The following is a 20,372-nucleotide window of genomic DNA, read 5'->3' as shown; positions in this document are numbered from 1 at the left end:
CCCCGCCCGGTTGTAGCTACTGACTTTCCCGCCGCCCCACACCATGCCCGTTTTGCCCGCCGGCCGCAAGCTGCGCCAAGCCTCGTCCCTGAAGCAACCCGTAGCCGTCATCGGCGCCGGCATCGGTGGCATTGCCACGGCCGTGCGCCTGGCGGCCCAGGGCCACGCCGTCACCGTGTTCGAGGGGCGCGAGTCGTTCGGGGGCAAGATGCACCAGTTCGAGCTGCCCGGCGGCTACCGCTTCGACGCGGGCCCCTCGCTCTTCACCCTGCCCGGCCTCGTCGACGAACTGTTCCGGCTGGCCCAGCGCGAGCCGCAGGACTACTTCCGCTACGAGCGGCTCGACCCCATCACCCAGTACTTTTTCGCCGACGGCACCCGGCTGACGGCCTGGGCCGACGAGGATAAGTTTGCCGCCGAAGTCGAGCAGAAGCTGCAAGTGCCCGCCGCCGAAGTACGCGGCTTTTTGCACCGCTCGAAGCGCGCCTACGAGGCCACCGCGCCCACCTTCCTGCACAAGTCTTTGCACCGCCCGCAGAGCTACTGGAGCCGCGACACCCTACGGGCCGTGGCCGAAATGCCGCGCCTGGGCCTGCTCAGCACCATGCACGCGCGCCACGAGCAGGCCTTTCCGCAGGATGCGCGGCTGGTGCAGCTCTTCGACCGGTTTGCCACCTACAACGGCTCCGACCCCTACCAGGCCCCGGCCACCCTCTCGTTGATTCCGCACCTGGAGCACGGCCTCGGCGCCTACTACCCCGAGGGCGGCATCTACAGCATTGCCAGCTCCTTGGTGCGCTTGGCCGAGGAGCTGGGCGTGCAGTTCCGCTACCACGAGCCCGTGGAGGAAATCCTGACCGCCGGCGGCCGCGTGACGGGCGTGCGCACTCCGCGGGACGTGTACGACTTCGGCCTTGTGGTCAGCAACATGGACGTGGTGCCCACCTACCGCCGCCTGCTGCCCCAGGAGCCCGCCCCCGAGCGCACCCTGGCCCAGCCCCGCTCCTCGTCGGCCCTGATTTTCTATTGGGGCGTGGCCCGCGAGTTTCCCGAGCTGGGCGTGCACAACATCTTCTTCTCCGACGACTACCGCCGCGAGTTCGAGGCCATTTTCCAGCGGCAGACCGTGGCCGACGACGTGACGGTGTACGTGAACATCACCAGCAAAAAAACACCCGCCGACGCCCCGCCCGGCCACGAAAACTGGTTTGTGATGGTGAACGTGCCCCACGACCAGGGCCAGGACTGGCCCGCGCTGCTGGCCCAGGCCCGCGCCGCCGTGCTGCGCCGCCTGAACCAAGCCCTCGGCCTCGACGTTGCTCCCTTGATCCGGGCCGAGCGCGCCTGGACGCCGCCGGGCATTGCCGCCGATACCTCTTCCTTCGGCGGGGCGCTCTACGGTTCTTCCTCCAACACCATGCTGGCGGCCTTTTTGCGCCACCCGAATTTTTCGCGCCGGCTCGACGGACTGTACTTTTGCGGCGGCTCGGTGCACCCCGGCGGGGGCATCCCGCTCTGCCTGCTCTCCGCCCGTATTGTCGCTGACTTAATCAATTAAAAATGAGCCGTTAGAAATTGAAACTTGCCTGCGAAGGCCGCCCCGGCCACCGCCAGTGCGGAACCGGGGGCTCCGACCAGCCCGTTTTCGATTTTTAATTCTCCATTTTTAATTTCTCCCTATGCCCCAACCTGATCAACTGACTTCGCCGGTGGCGACTCCGGCGGCGCCCGGCCCGGCGCCGCGCCGCCTGCTGGGGGCACAACTGGTGCTGCTGCTCTTCTACGCCACGGGTTTTGTGGGCCTCGGCTTCTCGCAGGACCCGGGCTTCTACCTGCAGTTCATGCCTCTCACGCTGCTGCTCACGGCGGCCCTGCTGCTTGGCTTCGACCGCCACAGCCCCGCGCCGATGTTCGGCTGGTTTGCCCTCACGGTCATGTTGGTGGGCTTCGGGGTGGAGGTGGCCGGCGTGCAAACCAGCGTCATCTTCGGCAACTACAGCTACGGCACCACCATGGGGCCGCGCCTGTTGAACGTGCCCATTATCATCGGCCTGAACTGGCTGATTCTGACCTACCTGGCCGGCGGTTTGGCCCAGCGCCTGCCGCTGCCGGGCTTCGGACGGGCGCTGCTGGCGGCCTTGCTCATGGTGGGCATGGACGTGTGCATCGAGCCGGTGGCCGTGCACTTCGGCTGGTGGAAATGGTTTGCTGACGTGATTCCGCTGCAGAATTTTAAGGCGTGGTTTGCGCTGTCGGTAATCTTGCAGGTGTACCTGAACCGCAGCCACGTACAGCCTGGCCGCAATCCGCTGGTGCCCTTCCTGTACCTGTTGCAGCTGCTTTTCTTTTTTGGTTTGGGCTGGGTTATCGGCTAATTTTCGTGGCCGCTTCACTTCCCCGCCCTTTCCCCGCATGACCCGAACTTTACGCGACACGCTTCTGGACGAAGCCCGCGACCTATTTATGCGCGCGGGCATCGAGACTCAGTCGCCGGACCAACTGGTAGCCGCGCTGGACATTTCGCCGGCCACCTTCCGCGAGATGTTCCGCGACAAAGCGGACCTGGTCATGCAAGTAACGTTGCACGACATCGAGCGGCAGAAACAGGAGCACGCCGAGCTGTTTGCCCGCGTGCCCAATCCGGTGGGGCGTTTGCTGAGCCTGCTCGAAATGGGCATCCGCGACCTGCAGAAAGTAACGGCGCCGACCTATTTCTCGGACCTGATTCAGTTCTACCCGGAAGCCTGGGAAGTGGGCCAGCAGCACCTGATGAACTACTCGTACCCGCAGCTGCACGGCCTGCTCAACGACGGCGTGGTGCAAAAGCTGCTGCGCGGCGACATCAACATCGGCCTGGTCAGCAAAATCATCATTGAGCAGCTCAACATGATGCTCAACGAGCAGATTTTCCCCTCCAGCCGCTACAACATCGCCGAGGTGTTCCGCAGCGTGTACCTCTACTATTTCCGCGGCCTGTGCACCGACGAGGGCATTCAGGCTGCCTCGGGGTATTTTGCCCGCATGTAGCGCCGGGCTGCTGGCGTAGGGGCGTGGTGACGGGCACCACATTATCATGTTATTTTTAATTTATTGGATATAGCGGAGGTTTGCGGCGCAACTAAACCCGCCGCTATGACCAAACGCCTACTCTTGTCCCTGTTTGCGCTGATCTGCCTAAGTACCGCGCCCGCCGGCGCGCAGCACAAACCCCAATCGGCTAAGGCCCGCAAAGCCAAAATTGCCGCCGCCGCAGCGGCCCGCACCAAGGCCGAGGCCGCCCGCCGCGCCGAAGCGGTGCGCCTAGCTACCAACGCGGCCGTGTCGGAAGGGCCCGACGCGGAAGAGCTCCTGCGCATCGACGAGGCGCTGACCGCCGCCACCCTGCGCAGCGACGCCGAAACCATCACCCACTTGCTAGCCGACGAGTACCTGGCCGTCAACTCCAAAGGCCTGGTGACGAGCAAGAAAGACTGGCTGGCGGCCATTGCCAACGACGAAGGCCGCTGCGACATCAACAAAGGCTTCGACTACGTGGTGCGGGTGTACGGCACCACGGGGCTGGTGGTGCACAACACCTCCTTCCGCGGCGAGCTGGACGGCACCAGCACCACCGGCGAATACCGCATCATGCGCTACTTCATCCGGCGCAACGGCAAGTGGCTGGTAGCCGCCAGCTCGACCACCTACGTGGTGCCCGCGCGACTGACGGCCCTGGTTAATGCCGGTAAAAAGGCCAAAAAAGAACGAAAGAAGCTCAAAAACACCTACGCCTCCGAGCCGACCAAGCGCTGACCGGGCACGCTGGCGGGCCAGCAAGCGGCCTGCAGCCCCTCGCACGACGCCTGATAACAGCACGCGGGCCCGGCAACTGGTGTTGCCGGGCCCGCGTGTCGTAATTCGCTGCGCCTGAAGCGTAGGGGCTGTCAGGGCAGCACTCGCCGGTTCTCTGTTTAGCTGATGGATACGCGCACCTTCTTGGTGTACTCGCGCAGCGACGTGGTGAAGTCGGCGCCGTGGTCCTTCATGTGGTTCAGAATCCAGATGGCGGCGAAGACGTGGGTCAGCTGCTCGCCGTCGTCGGCACCTTCTACTTCGAAGGAGGGCTTACGCTCGTCGAGCAGGGCCTCCTCGGCTTCGAGCAGGTCTTGCAGGGTCTGGTTTTCCACCAGACGCTTGATGGCCGGGATTTTCATGGCACTAGCGGATTTTCTCGATGAGCGAAGCCACGGCTTCTTCCTTGCTGGCGGCCACGCTGTCGACGAACTCGCCGTTCTTGAACACGGCGAAAAAGGGCAGGTTGGTCACGTTGGCGGCTTTGCGGGCCTCCGGGCTTACTTCGGCATTCACGTCGAGGAAGGCCACGTCGGCGTTGCTTTCCGCGTCGGACATGCGCTTAAACTTGGGCGAGAACAGGCGGCAGTTGCCGCACCAATCGGCGTAGTATTTCACCACGACTTTGTCGTGCTGCTGGAGAAGTTGCTGGAAGTCAGCGTCGGTGGCTTTGGTAACGGCCATTATCGGTTAGGTTGATGAGAAGCAACGCAGCAGATAAGAACGATTCTTATCTAGCACGCAAGCCTAAAGCGTTTTGGGCAGAAAAAAGTTTGGCCGCCGGACTTCCGGCGGCCAGTACCATACGCAACGAGGCCGGGCGAGTTAAGACCGCGGCGGGAATACGCCTTGCAGCGCAATGTAGTAGGCCAAGGTCTGGTAGGGCTGCAGGTTGTTGTGGGGCTGGGCCCCGCCGATGGCCCCGCCGCCCATACTGCCAGTGCCGGTGGCCGCGTACTGCGGCAGGCCCGAGGCATTGCTGGCCAGAAAGGCATTGGCCGGCGAGTCGGTGGTGCCCAGGGCGGTGCTGTAGGTCAGCTCCACGGTGTGGGTGTGGGCCGGTATTTCCGATTCCAGCAGCGTCACGGTTGCCACCCCGCCGCTGTCGCCCAAGCCGCGGAGCGACAGCCCGGGGCCTTGCCCGGCCCCGATGGGCACGCAGCCGTTTAGGTTGGGCAAGGCAAAGTTGCTGCGCCCGTCGCCGCCGTAGGTGGTGCCCAGCAGCGCAAACAGAGCCGTGTTCTGCTGGATAGGCAGCAGCTGCCCGTCGCAGCGGGCGTAGCCGCGCGGGGCAAAGTTGAAGGCCGCCAGGATGATTTCGCCCACGTAGGGGTCGTTGCTGGTGAGCGTGCCGGCCGCCGCGGGCGTGGCGCGCCCGAACAGGCTCTGAAGCGGCCCGGCCAGAAAGCTGCCGGCCACCAGGCCCGAGAGGCGCTTGAGTAGGCTCCGCCGGGTGGGTTGGACCGCGGTAGGGGTGGAGGTTGGCGTCGGCACGGCTAGGTAGCGGAGGGAAACACCCCCTGGAGGGCAATAACGAAATTAATGCACTGGTAAGGCTGCATGTTGGTATGCGCCTGGCTGCCGCCCACGCTGCTGGTGGTATTCACTGTACTGCCAGCGGCCGTGGTGGCCAATTGGGCATCGGGCGCGTAGCCGTATTGCGGGGCGCCCCCGCCGCTGTTGGCCAAGTAGTGGTGCGCCACCGGGCTGCTCGTGCCCGATACCTGCAGGGTACCCATGTCGACGCTGCTCTTGATGCCGTGCAGGTGCGGCACCAGTTCGCTGAGCGTGAGGGTGTGGGCTTGCGCGCCGCCGCGCTGGCCCAGCGTAAAGCCATTGCCGTCGGATACCGGGATGCGGCCGCGCAGGTCGGGCAGGGCAAAGTTGGTTTGCCCGTTGCCGCCGTACATGTTGCCCAGTAGCGAAAACAGCGCTTGGTTCTGGTTGATGGCCAGCAACTGTCCGTTGCAAAGGGCCCAGCCGCGGGGGGCGTAATTGAAGGAAATCATCATGATTTCGCCCAGGTACACCAAGTTATTCTGGGGCGCCAGCGGCTCGGCCTGGGCGTCTCGGCTTCTGCCGAGCAGCAGCCCGCCGGCCAGCAGGCCGCCCAAGCTCTTCAGCCAGCCCCGCCGCGACGACGAAGGGCCCGACAAATCGGAAGGGGAAGTCATATGCGAGGAGGCTATGGTTGGGGGTAGACGCCGAACAGCGAAATGATGTAGTTGACCACCAGGTAGGGCTGCATGTTGGTGTGCGGCTGCGAGCCGCCCACGGGCGTCAGGGTTTGCACCGGCTGCTTGACGAGGCTGCCCGTGTCCTGGGTGTACTGGGCCGAGCCGTTGCCGCCGTCGGCCGGCACGGCGCCCGACGGCGAATCCGTGGTGCCCGGCTGGGTGCTGGCGGGCAAGCCGTGGTTGTGCGTGGGTATCTGCTGCACGGACAGCGTGACTTCCTCCACGCCCGCGGTTTCCCCGATGATAAAGCCGCTGCCGGCGTGCAGCGGGGCGCGGCCGCGTAGGTCGGGTAGGGCAAAGGTTGACTCCCCGTCGCCGCCGTAGGTGGTGCCGATGAGGTTGAACAGCGTGTCGTACTCGCTGATGGGCAGCAGGCTGCCGTCGCAGAAGGCCCAGCCGGCCGGAGCGAAGTTGCCCGCAAAAATGGCTATTTCACCAATGTAAGGCGTGCCGGTACCGCCGCTGCCGAACACCGCCATTCGGCGGGGCGCATAGGTGGCCGGGGCCGCAGCCGCCGGCCGCAGCCAGCCCTGCACGCGGCGCAGCCAGGTGCGGCGCGTCGTCCGGGAAGAAGAAGCGTGTGCCATCAGAGAGCAGAAGCCGAAAGAAGAGACAGAAGGCGCATCAGGACTCGCGGCGCCAGGCCCCGGCGGTGTAGATGAAGCGGACCGCGTACTTGGGCAGGATGTTGCCCGTGCCGCTGGCCGATACCACCGTGAGGTAGCCGTTGTCGTTGTTGACGATGACCAAGCGCTGGCCTTCTGTGCCCGTGCCCAGCGTCACGGTGCCGTTGCCGACGCCGTTGTCGGTGTACACGATGTTGGTCACCGAGGGGTTCACCGTGACGGCACTCGTCGGCGCGGCCCCGCTAGAGGAGCTTTCGGCGGTGTACACCCCGGCCCCGACGCTGGCCCAGCCCGTGGCCGTGTACTGGTACAAGCCGGGGGTGTTGTCGGTTTGCACGATGAGCATGCCCACGGTGGGGGTGCCCATGGCGTCCCGCTGGGTTTTGCTCATGCGCGGCGGCAGCAGGCCCTTGGTGGTGCTGCTGATATCCAGCACCGCCTTGGAATCGGGGGTAGCAGTGCCAACGCCCACGACGCCCAGCACGCTGGCGTTGCCCGTCACGCTGGCCGTTCCGCCGATGGTGCTGTTGCCCGTCACCGTGTTGTTGCCGGTGATGGTCACGTGCCCGGCGTCGACGATGCTGATGCCGCCGGTGCCGTTGTTGGAAAGGCTGTTGCCGTTGAGCTTCACGGCCGAGGTGGCCGTACCGTTGCCCAGGTTGTCGCCGGCGGAGGCTTTGTCCGGCAGCCACAGCCAAGCGGCGGTGCTGGTGGCGCTGGTGTTGTAGTAGAAGCCCGCGGTGCCGTCGGTCTGGTACACCAGCAGGCCCTGGGCTGGGCTGCTGATGGCCGTGCGCTGGGCCTGCGTCATGCGCGGCACCAGCATGCCCTTGGTGGTCGAGGCCACTTCCAGCATGGCCGAGGCCGCTGGCGCGGCGGCGCCGGTACCGATGCCCACGCTCTGCGCCGAAACGCCCGTAGCCGCCAGCAGCAAGCCGGCCAGAAAAGAGTAGTGTTTGTCCATAGCCTGCAGCGTAAAGTGGCGCAATATATGGCATAAGCTATGTCATTTGCATGAAGTTCAGAAGACTGCTGCGGCCCTCCTTACAGCCGAGCTTCCCTGGCCGCTGCGCATAACTAGCCCGCGCCCGGGCCGTACAGCCAGCGTGGCCGTTGCGGGCACTTCAACCCGGCAGCGGCCGCTCTTCCCATGCGCAACATTATTTTCTTCGGCGACTCCCTCACGGCTGGCTATGGCCTGCCCGCCCCGCAGGCATTTCCGGCCCTCATTCAGCAGAAAATCGACGCGCTGGGCCTGGCTTGGCAGTGCATCAACGCGGGCGTAAGCGGCGAAACCACCGCCGGCGGCCTGCAGCGCCTGCCCGCGGTGCTCAGCCGCCGCCGGCCCGATGTGTTCGTGCTGGAGCTGGGCGCCAACGACGGCTTGCGCGGCATTCCGGTGCGCGAAACCACCCAGAACCTGCAGCGCATCATCGACGAGGTGCAGCGCCAGTACCCCGCGTGCCGCGTGGTGCTCGTGGGCATGGAGTTTCCCTTCGACCTCGGTCCCTTCGGCGCGCACCAGTTCGTGCGCTACGCCCAGGAGTTCAAGGCCCAGTTCCGGCCCCTGGCCGAGAAAAACGGCCTCGACTTCGTGCCCTTCCTGCTGCAGGGCGTGCTCGGCCGGCCCGAGCTGAACCTGCCCGACCGCGCCCACCCCAACGCCGCCGGCTACCGCATCGTGGCCGACAACGTGTGGACGGTGCTGCAGCCGGTGTTGCAGAGGTGAAGTTTTGAATTTGTGAAGTTGTGAAGCGTCATTCCGACTTACAAAGCTTTTATCCGTTCAACGGAAACGGCCCCGGCTGCAAGCGCAACCGGGGCCGTTTCGGCTTGTGAACGATGCCGTTGAACGTCAACTTACAACTTCACAAATTCAAAATTTCACCTTTGTCTACGCGTTGTACATCAGCTCGTAGTATTCGGTAGCCATGCGGCCCGACTCGAACTGCGGCTCGATTTCGCGCATGGTGGTCTGCACCACTTTCCAGTAGTCGGCGGGCTTGTTGTAGTAGAGCGGCAGGATTTCCTGTTCGAGCACGTCGAGGGTGCCGGCGGCTTCGATGCGGTCCTTCTCGCCATCGGGCAGTTCCAGGTCGGCCAGGGGAATGAGGAAGCCGTTTTCGCCGTGGCGCACAAACTCCGGAATCCAGCCGTCGGGAATGCTCAGGCTCAGGCTGCCGTTCATGGCGGCCGTCATGCCCGAGGTGCCCGAGGCCTCGCGCGGGAAGCGCGGGGTGTTCAGCCAAACGTCGGAGCCCTTCTTGAGCAGGGCCGACAGGCCCAGTTCGTAACCGACGAGCACGGCGCAGTTTTTCAGGTGCTTGCTGCGGGTAATCAGCTCGTTGAACAGGCCGATGGCGCCGTAGTCCTTGGGGTAAGGCTTGCCGGCCCAGATGACCTGCACCGGGCGGTCGGCATTGTTCACCAACGCCTCGAAGCGGGCGAAGTCGTTCATAATTAGGTTGGCGCGCTTGTAGCCGGCAAAGCGGCGGGCCCACACCACGGTCAGCACGTCCGGGTCGAACAGCTTGCCGGTCTGGTCGGCCACGACCTTGAACAGCTGCTGCTTCAGCTCGCGCTTGCGGGCCTTCAGGTTCTTGGCGGCGCTGCTGGCGGCCGAGTTCAGGGCCTTGTGCAGCAGGGCGTCGCGCCAGTAGGTGCCGTTCTGCGAGTTGGTGATGTGGATGATGGGGCAGATGCCCTGGTAGTGGCCCCACATGTCGCGGGCCACGCGGCCGTGCACTTCCGATACGCCGTTGGCCATGCGCGCCATGCGCAGGGCCGTGAGCGTGTAGTTGAGGCGTTCATTCTCCACCAAGCCCAGCTCGCGCACTTCCTGGCCCGAGAGGCCCGAGAAGAAGGTCATGTCTTCGAGCAGCTTCATCGGGTGCTCCTCGTTGCCGGCCAGTTCGGGCGTGTGCGTGGTAAATACCAGGCGCTTCTGCACTTCTTCGCGCTTGCGGCCGTGCTTTTCGTGCAGGTAAAACGCCAGCGGCAGGCCGTGGCCCTCGTTGAGGTGGTATACCTCCGGGGTGCGGTTGAGCAAGTCCAGCAGCTTGCCGCCGCCCACGCCCAGCAGAATGCTCTGGGCCACGCGCGCCGCCGTGTCAGCGTCGTAGAGGTGGTGGGAGATGGTGCGCGAGAGGTAGTCGTTTTCCGGAATGTCGGTGGTCAGGAAAAACATCGGGCAGGTGCCGAACACCTCGGGGGCGAGGTAGAAGGCCTTCACCTTCACCGGGGCCGAGTGAATGGTGATGTCGAAGGTGAAGCCCGTATCCTGCAGGAAGCTGTAGTACTTCTCGGTGAAGTCGGCGCGCATGGTCTGGTCCTGCTGCCGGCCCTGGTCGTAGTAGCCGTAGCTCCACAGGATGCCGATGCCGATGAGGTTTTGCTTGAGCTCGTAGGCCGAGCGCATGTGCGAGCCGGCCAGGAAGCCCAGGCCGCCGGAGTACGTTTTGAGGGCTTGGTCGATGGCAAACTCCATGGAGAAGTAAGCCGCCGACTTGCTGAACTCGGGAGCGGGCGTGTAGGAAGAGTAGGTAAAAGCCATGAGAGGAAGGGGAGTGGAACGACGCGGGCCGGCCGGGGCCGGCGCACGAGTTGACAAACCTAAAAAAATGACGCAACAAAAACGTCCTTGCCCCCGCCCAAGCGGGTGGCGCAGAGGGCCGCTAAGCTACGCAGGGGCCTGCAAACGAGCTTTCGGAGGCTCAACGCTATATATTTTAAAGAATACGTCAGTATACTGTGATGTTTTTTAATAAAATTTTAATTTAAGACCCGATAGGACAGTATTTTCTGCCAATCCGCACAGTTCTCCCCCTTTTCCACCTTCCACACACCTTATGAGAATTTCTACTCGCCTGTGGGCTGCCCCCTGCTGGTGCTGGCCTTCGGCTGCGCCAAAACCGACGCCCCGCCGCCCCAGGGCACGCTGCTGCCCGTGGTAGCCAGCCACGACGTATCCAACACGGGTTTTCCCGAGGGCTTCGAGTCGGGCACCAAAACAGCCTACTCGGTGGGCACGGTCACGCTGGGCTCCGGCTCCTGGACGCTCGACGACGCGCTGCTCGGCACCACCACCTCCGACCCCAAAACCGGGGCGCAGTCGGCGCGGGTGCGCAACGCGGGCAAGCTGACCATGAATTTCAACGCGACGGGCGGCGCGGGCACCGTCACCATCAGCCACGCCACCTACGGCACCGACGGCGCCTCGACCTGGGAGCTGTGGAAATCGGTGGACAGCGGCGCGAGCTACACCAAGGTTGGCTCGACCGTGACGACCAGCAGCGCTACGCTCAGCACGGCCACGTTCACGGTCAACCAGAGCGGCTCGGTGCGCTTCGAGATTCGCAAGACCGACGGCTCGGCCAACCGCGTCAACTTCGACAACCTCGACATTCAGACCTACAGCGGCGGCGGAAGCACCGGCGGCACGGCTAAGAAATTCCTCATCGACGCGGGCCACGCCGAAACGGCCGGCAACGCCGACTGGGTGATGGACGTGGACGCGGGCGTGGTGGCGCGCTACCCCACGCCGGCCGCCTCGGGCATCACCAGCAGCACCAGCGAAACGTACTGGACCGGCGCGCTGTCGAGCTGGGGGGTGAGCCTGGTGAAGCTGGGTCACTCGGTGGAGCACCTGCCCGCGGGCGTGCCCATCACCTACGGCACCACCGGCGCCCAAGACCTGCAGAACTACAATGTGTTTATTATTGACGAGCCGAACACGCTGTTTACGGCCGCCGAGAAAACCGCCCTGGTGCGCTTCGTGCAGAACGGCGGTGGCCTGTTCATGATTTCCGACCACGACGTGTCGGACCGCAACAGCGACGGGTATGACTCGCCTGCCATCTGGAACGACTTGATGAGCAACAACTCGGTGCAAAGCAACCCCTTCGGCTTCAGCATTGATTTGAACAACATCGTCGAAACCTCTTCCAACGTACTGGCCAGCAGCACCAACCCGATTCTGAACGGCCCGCAGGGCGCCGTCACCCAGATCAAGTACAGCAACGGGGCCACCATCACCAAGACCTCCGGCTCGGCCGCCGTGCCGCTGGTGTGGCGCAGCACCTCGGCCCAGGGCAACACCAACATCATGTGCGCCAGCAGCACCTACGGCACCGGCCGCGTGGTGGTCATCGGCGACTCTTCGCCCGCCGATGACGGCACCGGCTCGCCCGGCAACACCGTGTACCCGGGCTGGACGGAGCTGGCCTCGCACGCCCGTTTCCATCTGAACGCCTCGCTCTGGCTGGCCAAGGTGACAAACTAAGGCCGCCGCAGAAGCGGTTTAGGAAGTAGATTTCGTTGAAGTGGTGTGTCATCCTGAGCTTGCGAAGGACCTTATCACGCCTACGCGGGTCGTTCAGGCGTGATAAGGTCCTTCGCAAGCTCAGGATGACACTTCCTACACAGCTTCGCAATTAAAAACGTCCTGTCGAGCTTGTCGAGACAAGGCGTTCCGGCGAAACAAAGCGCCGCCGCTCCATCGGGAGCGGCGGCGCTTTGTTTTGAGCTGTAGCTCAAGCCGAAACGAATCCTGATTTTGTTGCCCGCGGCGGATGTTTCTACTTTGCACAAGCGCCGCTTCGGCGCTGATTTCTTGCGCCGTTTATTTATGATCCAACTGCCCCGCATTCCCACCTGGCTGCCCTTGCTGCTGTTGCCGCTCGGCGCCGCTACCACCGTCCGCGCCGCCTCCGAGCCGCCGGCCGCCGCGGCACCGGCCGCCGCCAAAAGCGGTGTTACGCGCATCGACCCCACGTTCTGGTGGGTGGGCATGAAAAACCCCGAGCTGCAGCTGCTGGTGTACGGCCCCGGCATCGGGCAGCGCACGGCCAGCATCGAGGGCAGCTACCCGGGCGTGACGCTGACCGGGCAGCAGAAGCTCGACAACCCCAACTACCTGGTGGTGAACCTGCGGGTGGAGGCCACGGCCAAAGCTGGCAAAGTACCGTTGAGCTTCGCGGGCAGCGGCAAAAAGCTCAGCTACTCGTACGAGCTGCGGGCCCGCAATACCGACCCCAGCCGCGTGCAGGGCGTGAGCAGCGCCGACTTCATATACTTCCTGATGCCGGACCGTTTCTCCAACGGCAACCCCAAGAACGACGTGGTGAAGGGCCTGCGCGAGCATACCGTGGCCCGCGACTCCATGTATTCGCGCCACGGCGGCGACCTGAAGGGCATCGAAAACCACTTTGACTACCTCAAGAGCATGGGCGTCACGGCCATTTGGCCCACGCCGGTGACGCTGAACGACATGCCCAAGGCTAGCTACCACGGCTACGCCCTCACCGATTATTACGCCGTGGACCCGCGCTACGGCTCGAACGAGGAGTACGTGCAGTTTGTGCAGAAGGCCCACCAGAACGGCCTCAAGGTGATTCACGACGTGGTGCTCAACCACATCGGCAGCTACAGCCAGCTGCAGCTCGACCCGCCGGCCAAGGACTGGGTGCACCAGTGGCCGCAGTTCACGCGCAGCAACTACAACTCGCAGGCGCTCAACGACCCCTACCGCGCCCAGTACGACACCAAGCGCTACAACGACGGCTGGTTCGACACCACGATGCCCGACGTGAACCAGTCGAATCCGCTGGTGAGCAAGTACATCATCCAGAATTTCATCTGGTGGGTGGAGTACACCGGCCTCGACGCCTACCGCATCGACACCTACCCGTACTCCGAGACCAAGTTCCTGATGGACTGGGGCCAGGCCCTGCTCGATGAGTACCCCAAGCTGGGCATGTTCGGCGAGGCCTGGGTGGGCAGCACAGCCCAGCAGGCCTTCTTTGCCCGCAACATCTTCGCCCCGGTCGACGGCTTCAAGTCCAACCTGCCGGGCGTGCTCGATTTTCAGTCGCAGGGCGCCATTCAGGACGCGCTGAAGAAGGATAATCCCAACGCCACCCGGCTCTACGACGCGCTGCAGGGCGACTGGATGTACGAGGACGCGACGCGCAACGTGGTGTTCATGGACAACCACGACATGAGCCGCGTCTACTCCGTTATCGGCGAGGATTTGGGCCGCATGAAGATGGGCTACGCCTGGCTGCTGACGACGCGCGGCATTCCGCAGCTGTACTACGGCACGGAAATCCTGATGAAGAACTTCTCCAACCCCGACGGCAAGGTGCGCGAGGACTTCCCCGGCGGCTGGCCCGGCGACAAAACCAACAAATTCAGCGCCGCCGGCCGCACGGCGCAGGAAAACGAGGCCTTTGACTACGTGAGCAAGCTAGGCCTGTACCGCAAGGCCCACCCGGTGCTGCAAACCGGCAAGCTCATGCAGTTCATCCCCCAGGACGGCGTGTACACCTACTTCCGCTACGACCAGCAAGGCAATACGGTGATGGTGATGATGAACACCAATAAGGAAGCCAAGACGGTGGACGGCACGCGCTTCGCGGAGCGCACCCAGGGCTACAGCACGGGCACCGACGTGGTGACGGGCGCGGCCGTGACTGACCTGAAGACCTTCGCTATTCCGGCCCAGACGGCTTGGGTGCTGGAGCTGAAAAAGTAGGCTTGCAACCTTGAAAAAGCGCCGCCGGAAGAACCTCCGGCGGCGCTTTCGTATTATTCACCATCACAACCAACCTAGCCGCACCATGACCGACCTAACCAACCAAGTTGCCATCGTGACGGGCGCCAGCCGCGGTATCGGGCGCGCCATTGCCACCCTGCTGGCCGTGCAGGGCGCCAAAGTGGTCTGCGTTGCCCGCTCCGAGGACGAGCTGCTGGAAGTGGCCCAGAAAACCAACGGCCTGCCCGTGGTGGCCGACGTGTGCGACGAGCGCGACGCTCAGCTCGTGGTCAGCGAAACCCTCAGCCGCTACGGCCGCCTCGACATCGTGGTGTGCAACGCCGGCGTGGGCTCCTTCAACCTGCTCGAAAACTTCAGCGCCGAGGAGTGGGACCGGATGTTCGACGTGAACGTGAAGGGCACTTTCCTACTCTGCAAGGCCGCCCTGCCCCACCTCAAGGAGCAGCAGCGCGGCCACATCATCGGCATTGCCTCCGACGTGTCGAAGCGCACGTTCGTGCACGGCACGGCCTATGGGGCCAGCAAGTACGCCCAGCACGCCGTACTCGACGCGCTGCGCAAGGAAGCGCGCCCATACGGTATCAAAGTCAGCGTGATTTACCCGGGCTTAGTCGACACGCACTTCAACGAAGCCAAACCCGGCGGCGTCGACAAGGAAAAGACCCACCTGCAGCCGCTGGACGTGGCCCAGGCCGTGCGCTACGTGCTCGAAGCCCCGGCCCACGTGGTGGTGGACGAGCTGATGCTGCACCCCGTGACCCAGGAATGGTGATTTTTAGCGCGTTCGGGCGCGGCGCCGGCCGGGCGCCGCGGTTTGCCGGCGGCTAAGCCTAAACAAACAACGCAAGAAAAGCCGGGCGTTGCCGACCGCAAACGTTGCCAAATGCCTAAATTACCGTCCATATGCGACGCTCCATCCTGGTTTCGGCTGCCCTCCTCACCCTCGGCCTGACCGCCTTTTCTCCTATCCCCGCGGCGACTCCGCCCATGGCGCACTACCTCGACCCCGCCCCCGGCGACCCGAACACCACCGACGAGCCGGTGCAGGACCACAAAATCATCGTTTACCAGATGATGGTGCGCCTGTTCGGCAACCAGAAAACCGTCAACAAACCCTACGGCACGCTGCAGGAAAACGGCGTCGGCAAGTTCAACGACATCACCGACAAGGCCCTGCAGGAAATCAAGAAGCTGGGCGCCTCGCACGTGTGGTACACCGGCGTACTCGAGCACGCCACCATGACCGACTACTCCAAGTTCGGCATTGCCGTGGACGACGCCGACGTGGTGAAAGGCCGGGCCGGCTCGCCCTACGCCGTGAAGGACTACTACGACGTGTCGCCCGACCTGGCGGTGAGCGTGCCCAAGCGCATGCAGGAGTTTGAGGCCCTGGTGAAGCGCACCCACGCCAACGGGCTGAAGGTGTTCATTGACTTCATTCCCAACCACGTAGCGCGCAGCTATAAGTCGGACGCCAAGCCGGCGGGCGTAGTGGACCTGGGCGAGAAGGACGACAAAACCAAGGCCTTCGCGCCCGGCAACAACTTCTACTACCTGCCCGGCAAAACCTTCGTGGTGCCCACGGGCGCCGACCCGCTGGGCCCGGCGGCCAAGGGCCCCAAGGAAGACGGCAAGTACCAGGAAATGCCCGCCAAGGCCACCGGCAACGACGTGTTTTCGGAGGCGCCGAGCATCAACGACTGGTACGAAACCGTGAAGCTCAACTACGGTGTGGACTACCAGAACGGCCGCAAGCTGCACCTCGACCCCATTCCGGATACCTGGCTGAAGATGCGCGACATCCTCGTGTTCTGGGCCCAGAAGGACGTCGACGGCTTCCGCTGCGACATGGCCGAGATGGTGCCGGTGGAGTTCTGGGCCTGGGTGATTCCGGAGGTGAAGAAGGTGAAGCCCGGTATTCTGTTCATGGGCGAGGCCTACAACGCCAAGGAGTACCGCACCTACCTCGAAAAAGGCCACTTCGACTACCTCTACGACAAGGTGGGCCTCTACGACGGGCTGCGCCGCCTGATGACGGGCGGCGGCAAAATCGACGACATCACCGACGTGTGGAGCCGGGAAAGCCGGGGCTTCGGCTCCCACATGCTGCGCTTCCTCGAAAACCACGACGAGCAGCGCATTGCCAGCAAGGACTTCGCCGGCGACACCAAGCCCGCCATTCCGGCCATGACGGTGTCGGCCACGCTGGGCTCGGGCCCGGTGATGGTGTACTTCGGGCAGGAGGTAGGGGAGCCCGGCCGCGGCAGTGAGGGCTTCAGCTCCGAGGACGGGCGCACCAGCATTTTCGACTACTGGGGCGTGCCCGAGCACCAGAAATGGATGAACGGCGGCCTCTTCGACGGGGGCAAGCTCAGCCTGCAGCAAAAGCAGCTGCGCGACTTTTACGGCCGCCTGCTCAACCTCTGCGCCGGCAGCGAAGCCCTGCGCAAGGGCCGTTTCTACGAGCTGCAGGACGCCAACAACCTGGCCAAGGAGTACGACGACAAGAAGCTCTACAGCTTCCTGCGCTTCACCGACAAGCAACGCATGCTGGTGGTGGCCAATTTCAGCCCCACCCAGACCTACGTGCCCACGCTGCGCATCCCGGACGCGGCCTGGAAGCTCATGGGCCTCGACCCGCTGCGCCAGCAGTTTACCTACACCGACGTGCTCAACGGCCGCACCGGCAACGCTTCGCCCCGCGTCACGCTGCCGCCCTACTCCGCCGTCATCCTCGAAATCGAACCGAAAAAGTAGGGGCAAGGGAGCATAGAACAGCACGTCCTGTCGAGCTTGTCGAGACATCCCGCTGGCTAGTAAGCTGCTCGTTGAACGAGGACATTACTACCGGACCTCAGCCCGCGAGATGTCCCGGCTGCGCTCGACAGGACATTCTAAATTCTTCCCGCTGCCTTTTCCCGATCAGCCCCATCCCATTCCCACACCCCGTCCATTATGGCTTCCGCCGCCCCCACCGTTACTTCCGCCGCCGTGCACAAGCCGCGGCTCACGTTCTGGCAAATCTGGAACATGAGCTTTGGCTTTTTGGGCATCCAATTTGGCTTCGCCCTGCAGAACGCCAACGTCAGCCGCATCTTCGAAACGATGGGCGCCAACACCGACGATATTGCGTTTCTGTGGCTGGCCGCGCCCACCACGGGCCTGCTGGTGCAGCCCATCATCGGGTATATGTCGGACCGCACCTGGAGCCCGCGCTGGGGCCGGCGGCGGCCGTTTTTCCTGGTCGGGGCCATTTTGGCCTCGCTGGCCCTGCTGGTGATGCCCAACGTGACGGCGCTGTGGATGGCGGCGGGCATGCTCTGGGTGATGGACTCGAGCATCAACATCTCCATGGAGCCGTTCCGGGCCCTGGTGGGGGATTTGCTGCCCTCCGAGCAGCGCACCACCGGCTTTGCGGCCCAGACGTTCTTTATCGGCGTGGGCGCCATCGTGGCTTCCTCGCTGCCGTGGATGTTCACCAACTGGCTGGGCATTTCGAACACGGCCGCCGCGGGCACCATTCCGCTGTCGGTGAAGTACGCCTTCTACATCGGCGGGGTGGTGTTTCTGCTGGCCGTGCTCTGGACGGTGTTTAACACCAAGGAATACCCGCCCGCCGACATGGAGGCTTTTGAGGAGGAAAAGCGCCGCACGGCTGGCTTCCTCAACGGGCTGAAGGAGTCGTTTATGGGCATCTTCGACATGCCCAGAACCATGCAGCAGCTGGCCGTGGTGCAGTTCTTTTCCTGGCTGGCGCTGTTTGCCATGTGGATTTACAGCACCCCGGCCATTACCAGCCACATCTACCACACCACCGACACCACCTCCAAGGCCTACAACGAGGGCGCCGACTGGGTGGGCGTGTGCTTCTCGGTATACAACGGCGTGTCGGCCGTGTTTGCCCTGCTGCTGCCGGTGCTGGCCCGTTACACCAGCCGCCGCGTAACGCACCTGCTCTGCCTGACCGCCGGCGGCCTGGGCCTGATTTCGATTTACTTTATCCAGGACCCCAAGCTGCTGCTGCTCTCCATGGTGGGCGTGGGCATTGCCTGGGCCAGCATCCTCTCGATTCCCTACGCCATGCTCGCCGGCTCGCTGCCCTCGAACAAGATGGGCTACTACATGGGCGTGTTCAACTTCTTCATCGTGATTCCGCAGATGGTGGCCGGCGTCACGCTGGGCTTTTTCACCAAGCACGTGTTCAACGACCAGCCGGTCTTCACCCTGGTGCTCGGCGGCTGCTCCATGATTATTTCGGGCCTGCTCGCCTTGCGCGTCAACGACGCCGACGACGTGCGCCTGCCCGCCACCGAAGCCCTGACGGCCGAGGCGCCCGCCTACGATTCGCCGGTGCAGCCCGACCCGCGGGTGTGACGCTGCAAGGCGCCCAAACGCACCAACGGCCCCGGTTGCTTCAGCAGCCGGGGCCGTTTTCGTTGTCGACTCGGAGCCGGTGGTGGCTAGCTCAGGTGCCCAGCTGCAGCCAGTGCTGGGCCGGCAGCTCTTCGACGAATATGCGCACGTCGGCGCCGCGGCGCACTTCCTCGGGCAGCGTCCCCTCTTGGGCGGCCAGCCGGCTGTCGATGGTTTCGGCTTGGTAGGGCGTGACGAGGTAGGCCAGGCGGCGCGGGGCGGGCAGCACGCCCCGCAGCTGGGGCCGAAACGTGGTAAGCACCCACTGAAAGTCCTCGGGCGCGGCCAGGCCCCGGGTGCGCAGGTCCACCAGCCAGTGGCTGCACTGCTTTTCGCGGGCCAGGGCCAGCGCGGCTTCGTAGCCGGCGCGGTGCTCCGCCGACGACACGGGGCGGGCCCAGCGCAGAAACAGCAGGTGCAGGTCGGGGCGGTAGGAGAGGCGGAGGTAGTCCAGTTCGACGGCTTCCATGCGGGCAACTAAGGCGGCCAGGGGTGAGGACCACGTGAAAAATCGGCGCCCCGGGAGTTCGGCAATAACTCGGAGTGGTGAAGCACACGTACAGCTTGGTAGCCGCGCTTCCCCACTGTCCAGCTTCCTATGCTACTCGTTCACGGCTTTTTTGTTTGCTTTTTTGCGCTGTGCCTGTTCATGCTGGGGCGCTTGCTGCTCACGCCGCGCCGCCTGCATCCCGCCCAGGCGCGGCCCCGGGTCAGCATCCTGCTGCCGGCCCGCAACGAAGCGCACCACATCGAACGCTGCCTGCGCAGCCTCGCGGCCCTGCACTACCCGGCGGAGCTGCTGGAAATCCTCATCGGCGACGACCACTCCACCGACGACACGGCCGCGGTGGTGCGCCGCTTCATTGCCGATAAGCCGCAGTTTCGGTTGGTGAGCATTGGGGCACCGGTGGGCCTGGCCAAGGGCAAGAGCAACGCCATTGCCCAGCTCACCCGCCAAGCCACGGCCGACTACTTCCTGCTCACCGACGCCGACATGACTCTGGCCCCCGACTGGGTACAGCACATGCTCGGGGCGGCCGACATCGACGGGGCAGGCCGCGTAGGCGTGGTGACGGGCGCCACCACGGCCGAGGGCGGCCTGTTCGGGCGCCTGCAGGGCCTGGACTGGCTGTTCGGCCTGAGCGTTATCCGCCTGCTGTCCGACGCGGGCCTGCCCGTGACGGCCGTGGGCAACAACATGCTGGTGACCCGGCAGGCCTACGACTCCATCGGCGGCTATGAGGCGCTGGCGTTTCAGATTACGGAGGATTTGCAGTTGTTTCGCTGCATCGTGGAGGCCGGCTGGGACTACCGCAACCTTTGGCACCGGCAGGTGCTCGGCGTCTCGGCCCCGCAGCCCACGGTGCAGTGCCTGCTGGAGCAGCGCAAGCGGTGGATGCGCGGCACGGGCCGCCTGCCGTGGTACCTGTCGGGCCTGTTTGGGCTGTACGGGGTCTTTTACACGGTGCTGTTCCTGCCCCCGCTGATGTCCTGGCCGTTCACGCCGCTGGTGTTCCTGCTGAAAGTAGCCCTGCAAAGCCTGTTTTTGCACCTGAGCCTGCGCCAGGTAGGCCGGCGAGAGCCGCTATGGATGCTGCTGACCTACGAGTACTACCTGGCCATCATGTCGATGATGGTGCTGGCGTACACGTTGCTGCCCGGGCACATTCGCTGGAAAGAGCGGCGCTATGTGTGGGCGGAAGTGTAAGC

At 64.2% G+C, this 20,372-nt stretch carries 19 protein-coding genes; 11 read left to right on the top strand and 8 right to left on the bottom strand.

What is annotated here, in order from left to right:
* The first annotated feature begins 43 nt into the window (after positions 1-43).
* The 4 genes from crtD to LJ737_RS02925 all read left to right on the top strand — a co-directional run bounded on the left by crtD (position 44) and on the right by LJ737_RS02925 (position 3,792).
* Positions 44-1,558: a 1-hydroxycarotenoid 3,4-desaturase CrtD gene (gene crtD / locus LJ737_RS02940; RefSeq protein WP_227762839.1), complete on the top strand. Its 1,515-nt coding sequence runs from the start codon at positions 44-46 to the stop codon at positions 1,556-1,558.
* A 121-nt stretch (positions 1,559-1,679) separates the two neighbouring features.
* Complete coding sequence (locus LJ737_RS02935; protein WP_227762838.1) at positions 1,680-2,375, top strand: carotenoid biosynthesis protein; 696 nt, start codon at positions 1,680-1,682, stop codon at positions 2,373-2,375.
* A 37-nt stretch (positions 2,376-2,412) separates the two neighbouring features.
* Positions 2,413-3,027 carry a TetR/AcrR family transcriptional regulator gene (locus LJ737_RS02930; RefSeq protein WP_227762837.1) on the top strand — a complete coding sequence of 205 codons (615 nt, stop codon included), beginning with the start codon at positions 2,413-2,415 and terminating at the stop codon, positions 3,025-3,027.
* 105 nt (positions 3,028-3,132) lie between these two features.
* Complete coding sequence (locus tag LJ737_RS02925; protein WP_227762836.1) at positions 3,133-3,792, top strand: nuclear transport factor 2 family protein; 660 nt, start codon at positions 3,133-3,135, stop codon at positions 3,790-3,792.
* 158 nt (positions 3,793-3,950) lie between these two features.
* Here LJ737_RS02925 and LJ737_RS02920 read toward each other — a convergent pair whose 3' ends face one another.
* The 6 genes from LJ737_RS02920 to LJ737_RS02895 form a co-directional block, all read right to left on the bottom strand.
* A complete protein-coding gene (locus LJ737_RS02920; protein ID WP_227762834.1) occupies positions 3,951-4,193 on the bottom strand; it encodes a DUF6952 family protein in 243 nt (80 codons plus the stop codon).
* 4 nt (positions 4,194-4,197) lie between these two features.
* Positions 4,198-4,515, bottom strand: a complete 318-nt coding sequence (locus LJ737_RS02915) for a thioredoxin family protein (protein WP_227762831.1) — start codon at positions 4,513-4,515, stop codon at positions 4,198-4,200.
* Positions 4,516-4,656: 141 nt separating this feature from the next.
* A complete protein-coding gene (locus tag LJ737_RS02910; protein ID WP_317206636.1) occupies positions 4,657-5,325 on the bottom strand; it encodes a phage tail protein in 669 nt (222 codons plus the stop codon).
* A 2-nt stretch (positions 5,326-5,327) separates the two neighbouring features.
* Positions 5,328-6,005, bottom strand: a complete 678-nt coding sequence (locus tag LJ737_RS02905; RefSeq protein WP_317206635.1) for a phage tail protein — start codon at positions 6,003-6,005, stop codon at positions 5,328-5,330.
* A gap of 11 nt (positions 6,006-6,016) precedes the next feature.
* A complete protein-coding gene (locus tag LJ737_RS02900) occupies positions 6,017-6,655 on the bottom strand; it encodes a phage tail protein (RefSeq protein WP_317206634.1) in 639 nt (212 codons plus the stop codon).
* A gap of 37 nt (positions 6,656-6,692) precedes the next feature.
* Positions 6,693-7,658: a phage tail-like protein gene (locus tag LJ737_RS02895; protein ID WP_227762829.1), complete on the bottom strand. Its 966-nt coding sequence runs from the start codon at positions 7,656-7,658 to the stop codon at positions 6,693-6,695.
* 186 nt (positions 7,659-7,844) lie between these two features.
* Between LJ737_RS02895 and LJ737_RS02890 the strand changes: the two genes are divergently transcribed.
* Complete coding sequence (locus LJ737_RS02890; RefSeq protein WP_227762827.1) at positions 7,845-8,423, top strand: arylesterase; 579 nt, start codon at positions 7,845-7,847, stop codon at positions 8,421-8,423.
* 165 nt (positions 8,424-8,588) lie between these two features.
* Here LJ737_RS02890 and glgP read toward each other — a convergent pair whose 3' ends face one another.
* Entirely contained in the window at positions 8,589-10,247 is a 1,659-nt protein-coding gene (glgP, locus tag LJ737_RS02885; RefSeq protein ID WP_227762825.1) for an alpha-glucan family phosphorylase, read from the bottom strand.
* Between the two features lie 315 nt (positions 10,248-10,562).
* Between glgP and LJ737_RS02880 the strand changes: the two genes are divergently transcribed.
* The 5 genes from LJ737_RS02880 to LJ737_RS02860 all read left to right on the top strand — a co-directional run bounded on the left by LJ737_RS02880 (position 10,563) and on the right by LJ737_RS02860 (position 18,623).
* A complete protein-coding gene (locus tag LJ737_RS02880; RefSeq protein WP_227762823.1) occupies positions 10,563-11,975 on the top strand; it encodes a hydrolase in 1,413 nt (470 codons plus the stop codon).
* 345 nt (positions 11,976-12,320) lie between these two features.
* The gene (locus LJ737_RS02875) at positions 12,321-14,228 is read left to right on the top strand and encodes a glycoside hydrolase family 13 protein (RefSeq protein ID WP_227762821.1); all 1,908 of its coding nucleotides are present in this window, start codon (positions 12,321-12,323) and stop codon (positions 14,226-14,228) included.
* An 85-nt stretch (positions 14,229-14,313) separates the two neighbouring features.
* A complete protein-coding gene (locus LJ737_RS02870; protein WP_227762819.1) occupies positions 14,314-15,021 on the top strand; it encodes an SDR family oxidoreductase in 708 nt (235 codons plus the stop codon).
* A gap of 131 nt (positions 15,022-15,152) precedes the next feature.
* The gene (locus LJ737_RS02865) at positions 15,153-17,006 is read left to right on the top strand and encodes an alpha-amylase family glycosyl hydrolase (RefSeq protein WP_227762817.1); all 1,854 of its coding nucleotides are present in this window, start codon (positions 15,153-15,155) and stop codon (positions 17,004-17,006) included.
* Positions 17,007-17,204: 198 nt separating this feature from the next.
* Positions 17,205-18,623, top strand: coding sequence for an MFS transporter (locus LJ737_RS02860; RefSeq protein ID WP_227762815.1), 1,419 nt, complete (start codon positions 17,205-17,207; stop codon positions 18,621-18,623).
* Positions 18,624-18,714: 91 nt separating this feature from the next.
* Here the strand turns inward: LJ737_RS02860 and LJ737_RS02855 are convergent, their stop codons facing one another.
* Entirely contained in the window at positions 18,715-19,131 is a 417-nt protein-coding gene (locus LJ737_RS02855; RefSeq protein ID WP_227762813.1) for a hypothetical protein, read from the bottom strand.
* Positions 19,132-19,260: 129 nt separating this feature from the next.
* Between LJ737_RS02855 and LJ737_RS02850 the strand changes: the two genes are divergently transcribed.
* A complete protein-coding gene (locus LJ737_RS02850) occupies positions 19,261-20,370 on the top strand; it encodes a glycosyltransferase (protein ID WP_227762812.1) in 1,110 nt (369 codons plus the stop codon).
* Positions 20,371-20,372: the final 2 nt, after the last annotated feature.

This window comes from Hymenobacter sp. 15J16-1T3B (assembly GCF_020711235.1).
Classification (GTDB): Bacteria; Bacteroidota; Bacteroidia; order Cytophagales; family Hymenobacteraceae; genus Solirubrum.
The sequence above is the reverse complement of the archived record's forward strand: the minus strand, read 5'-3'. Positions and strand labels throughout refer to the sequence as shown.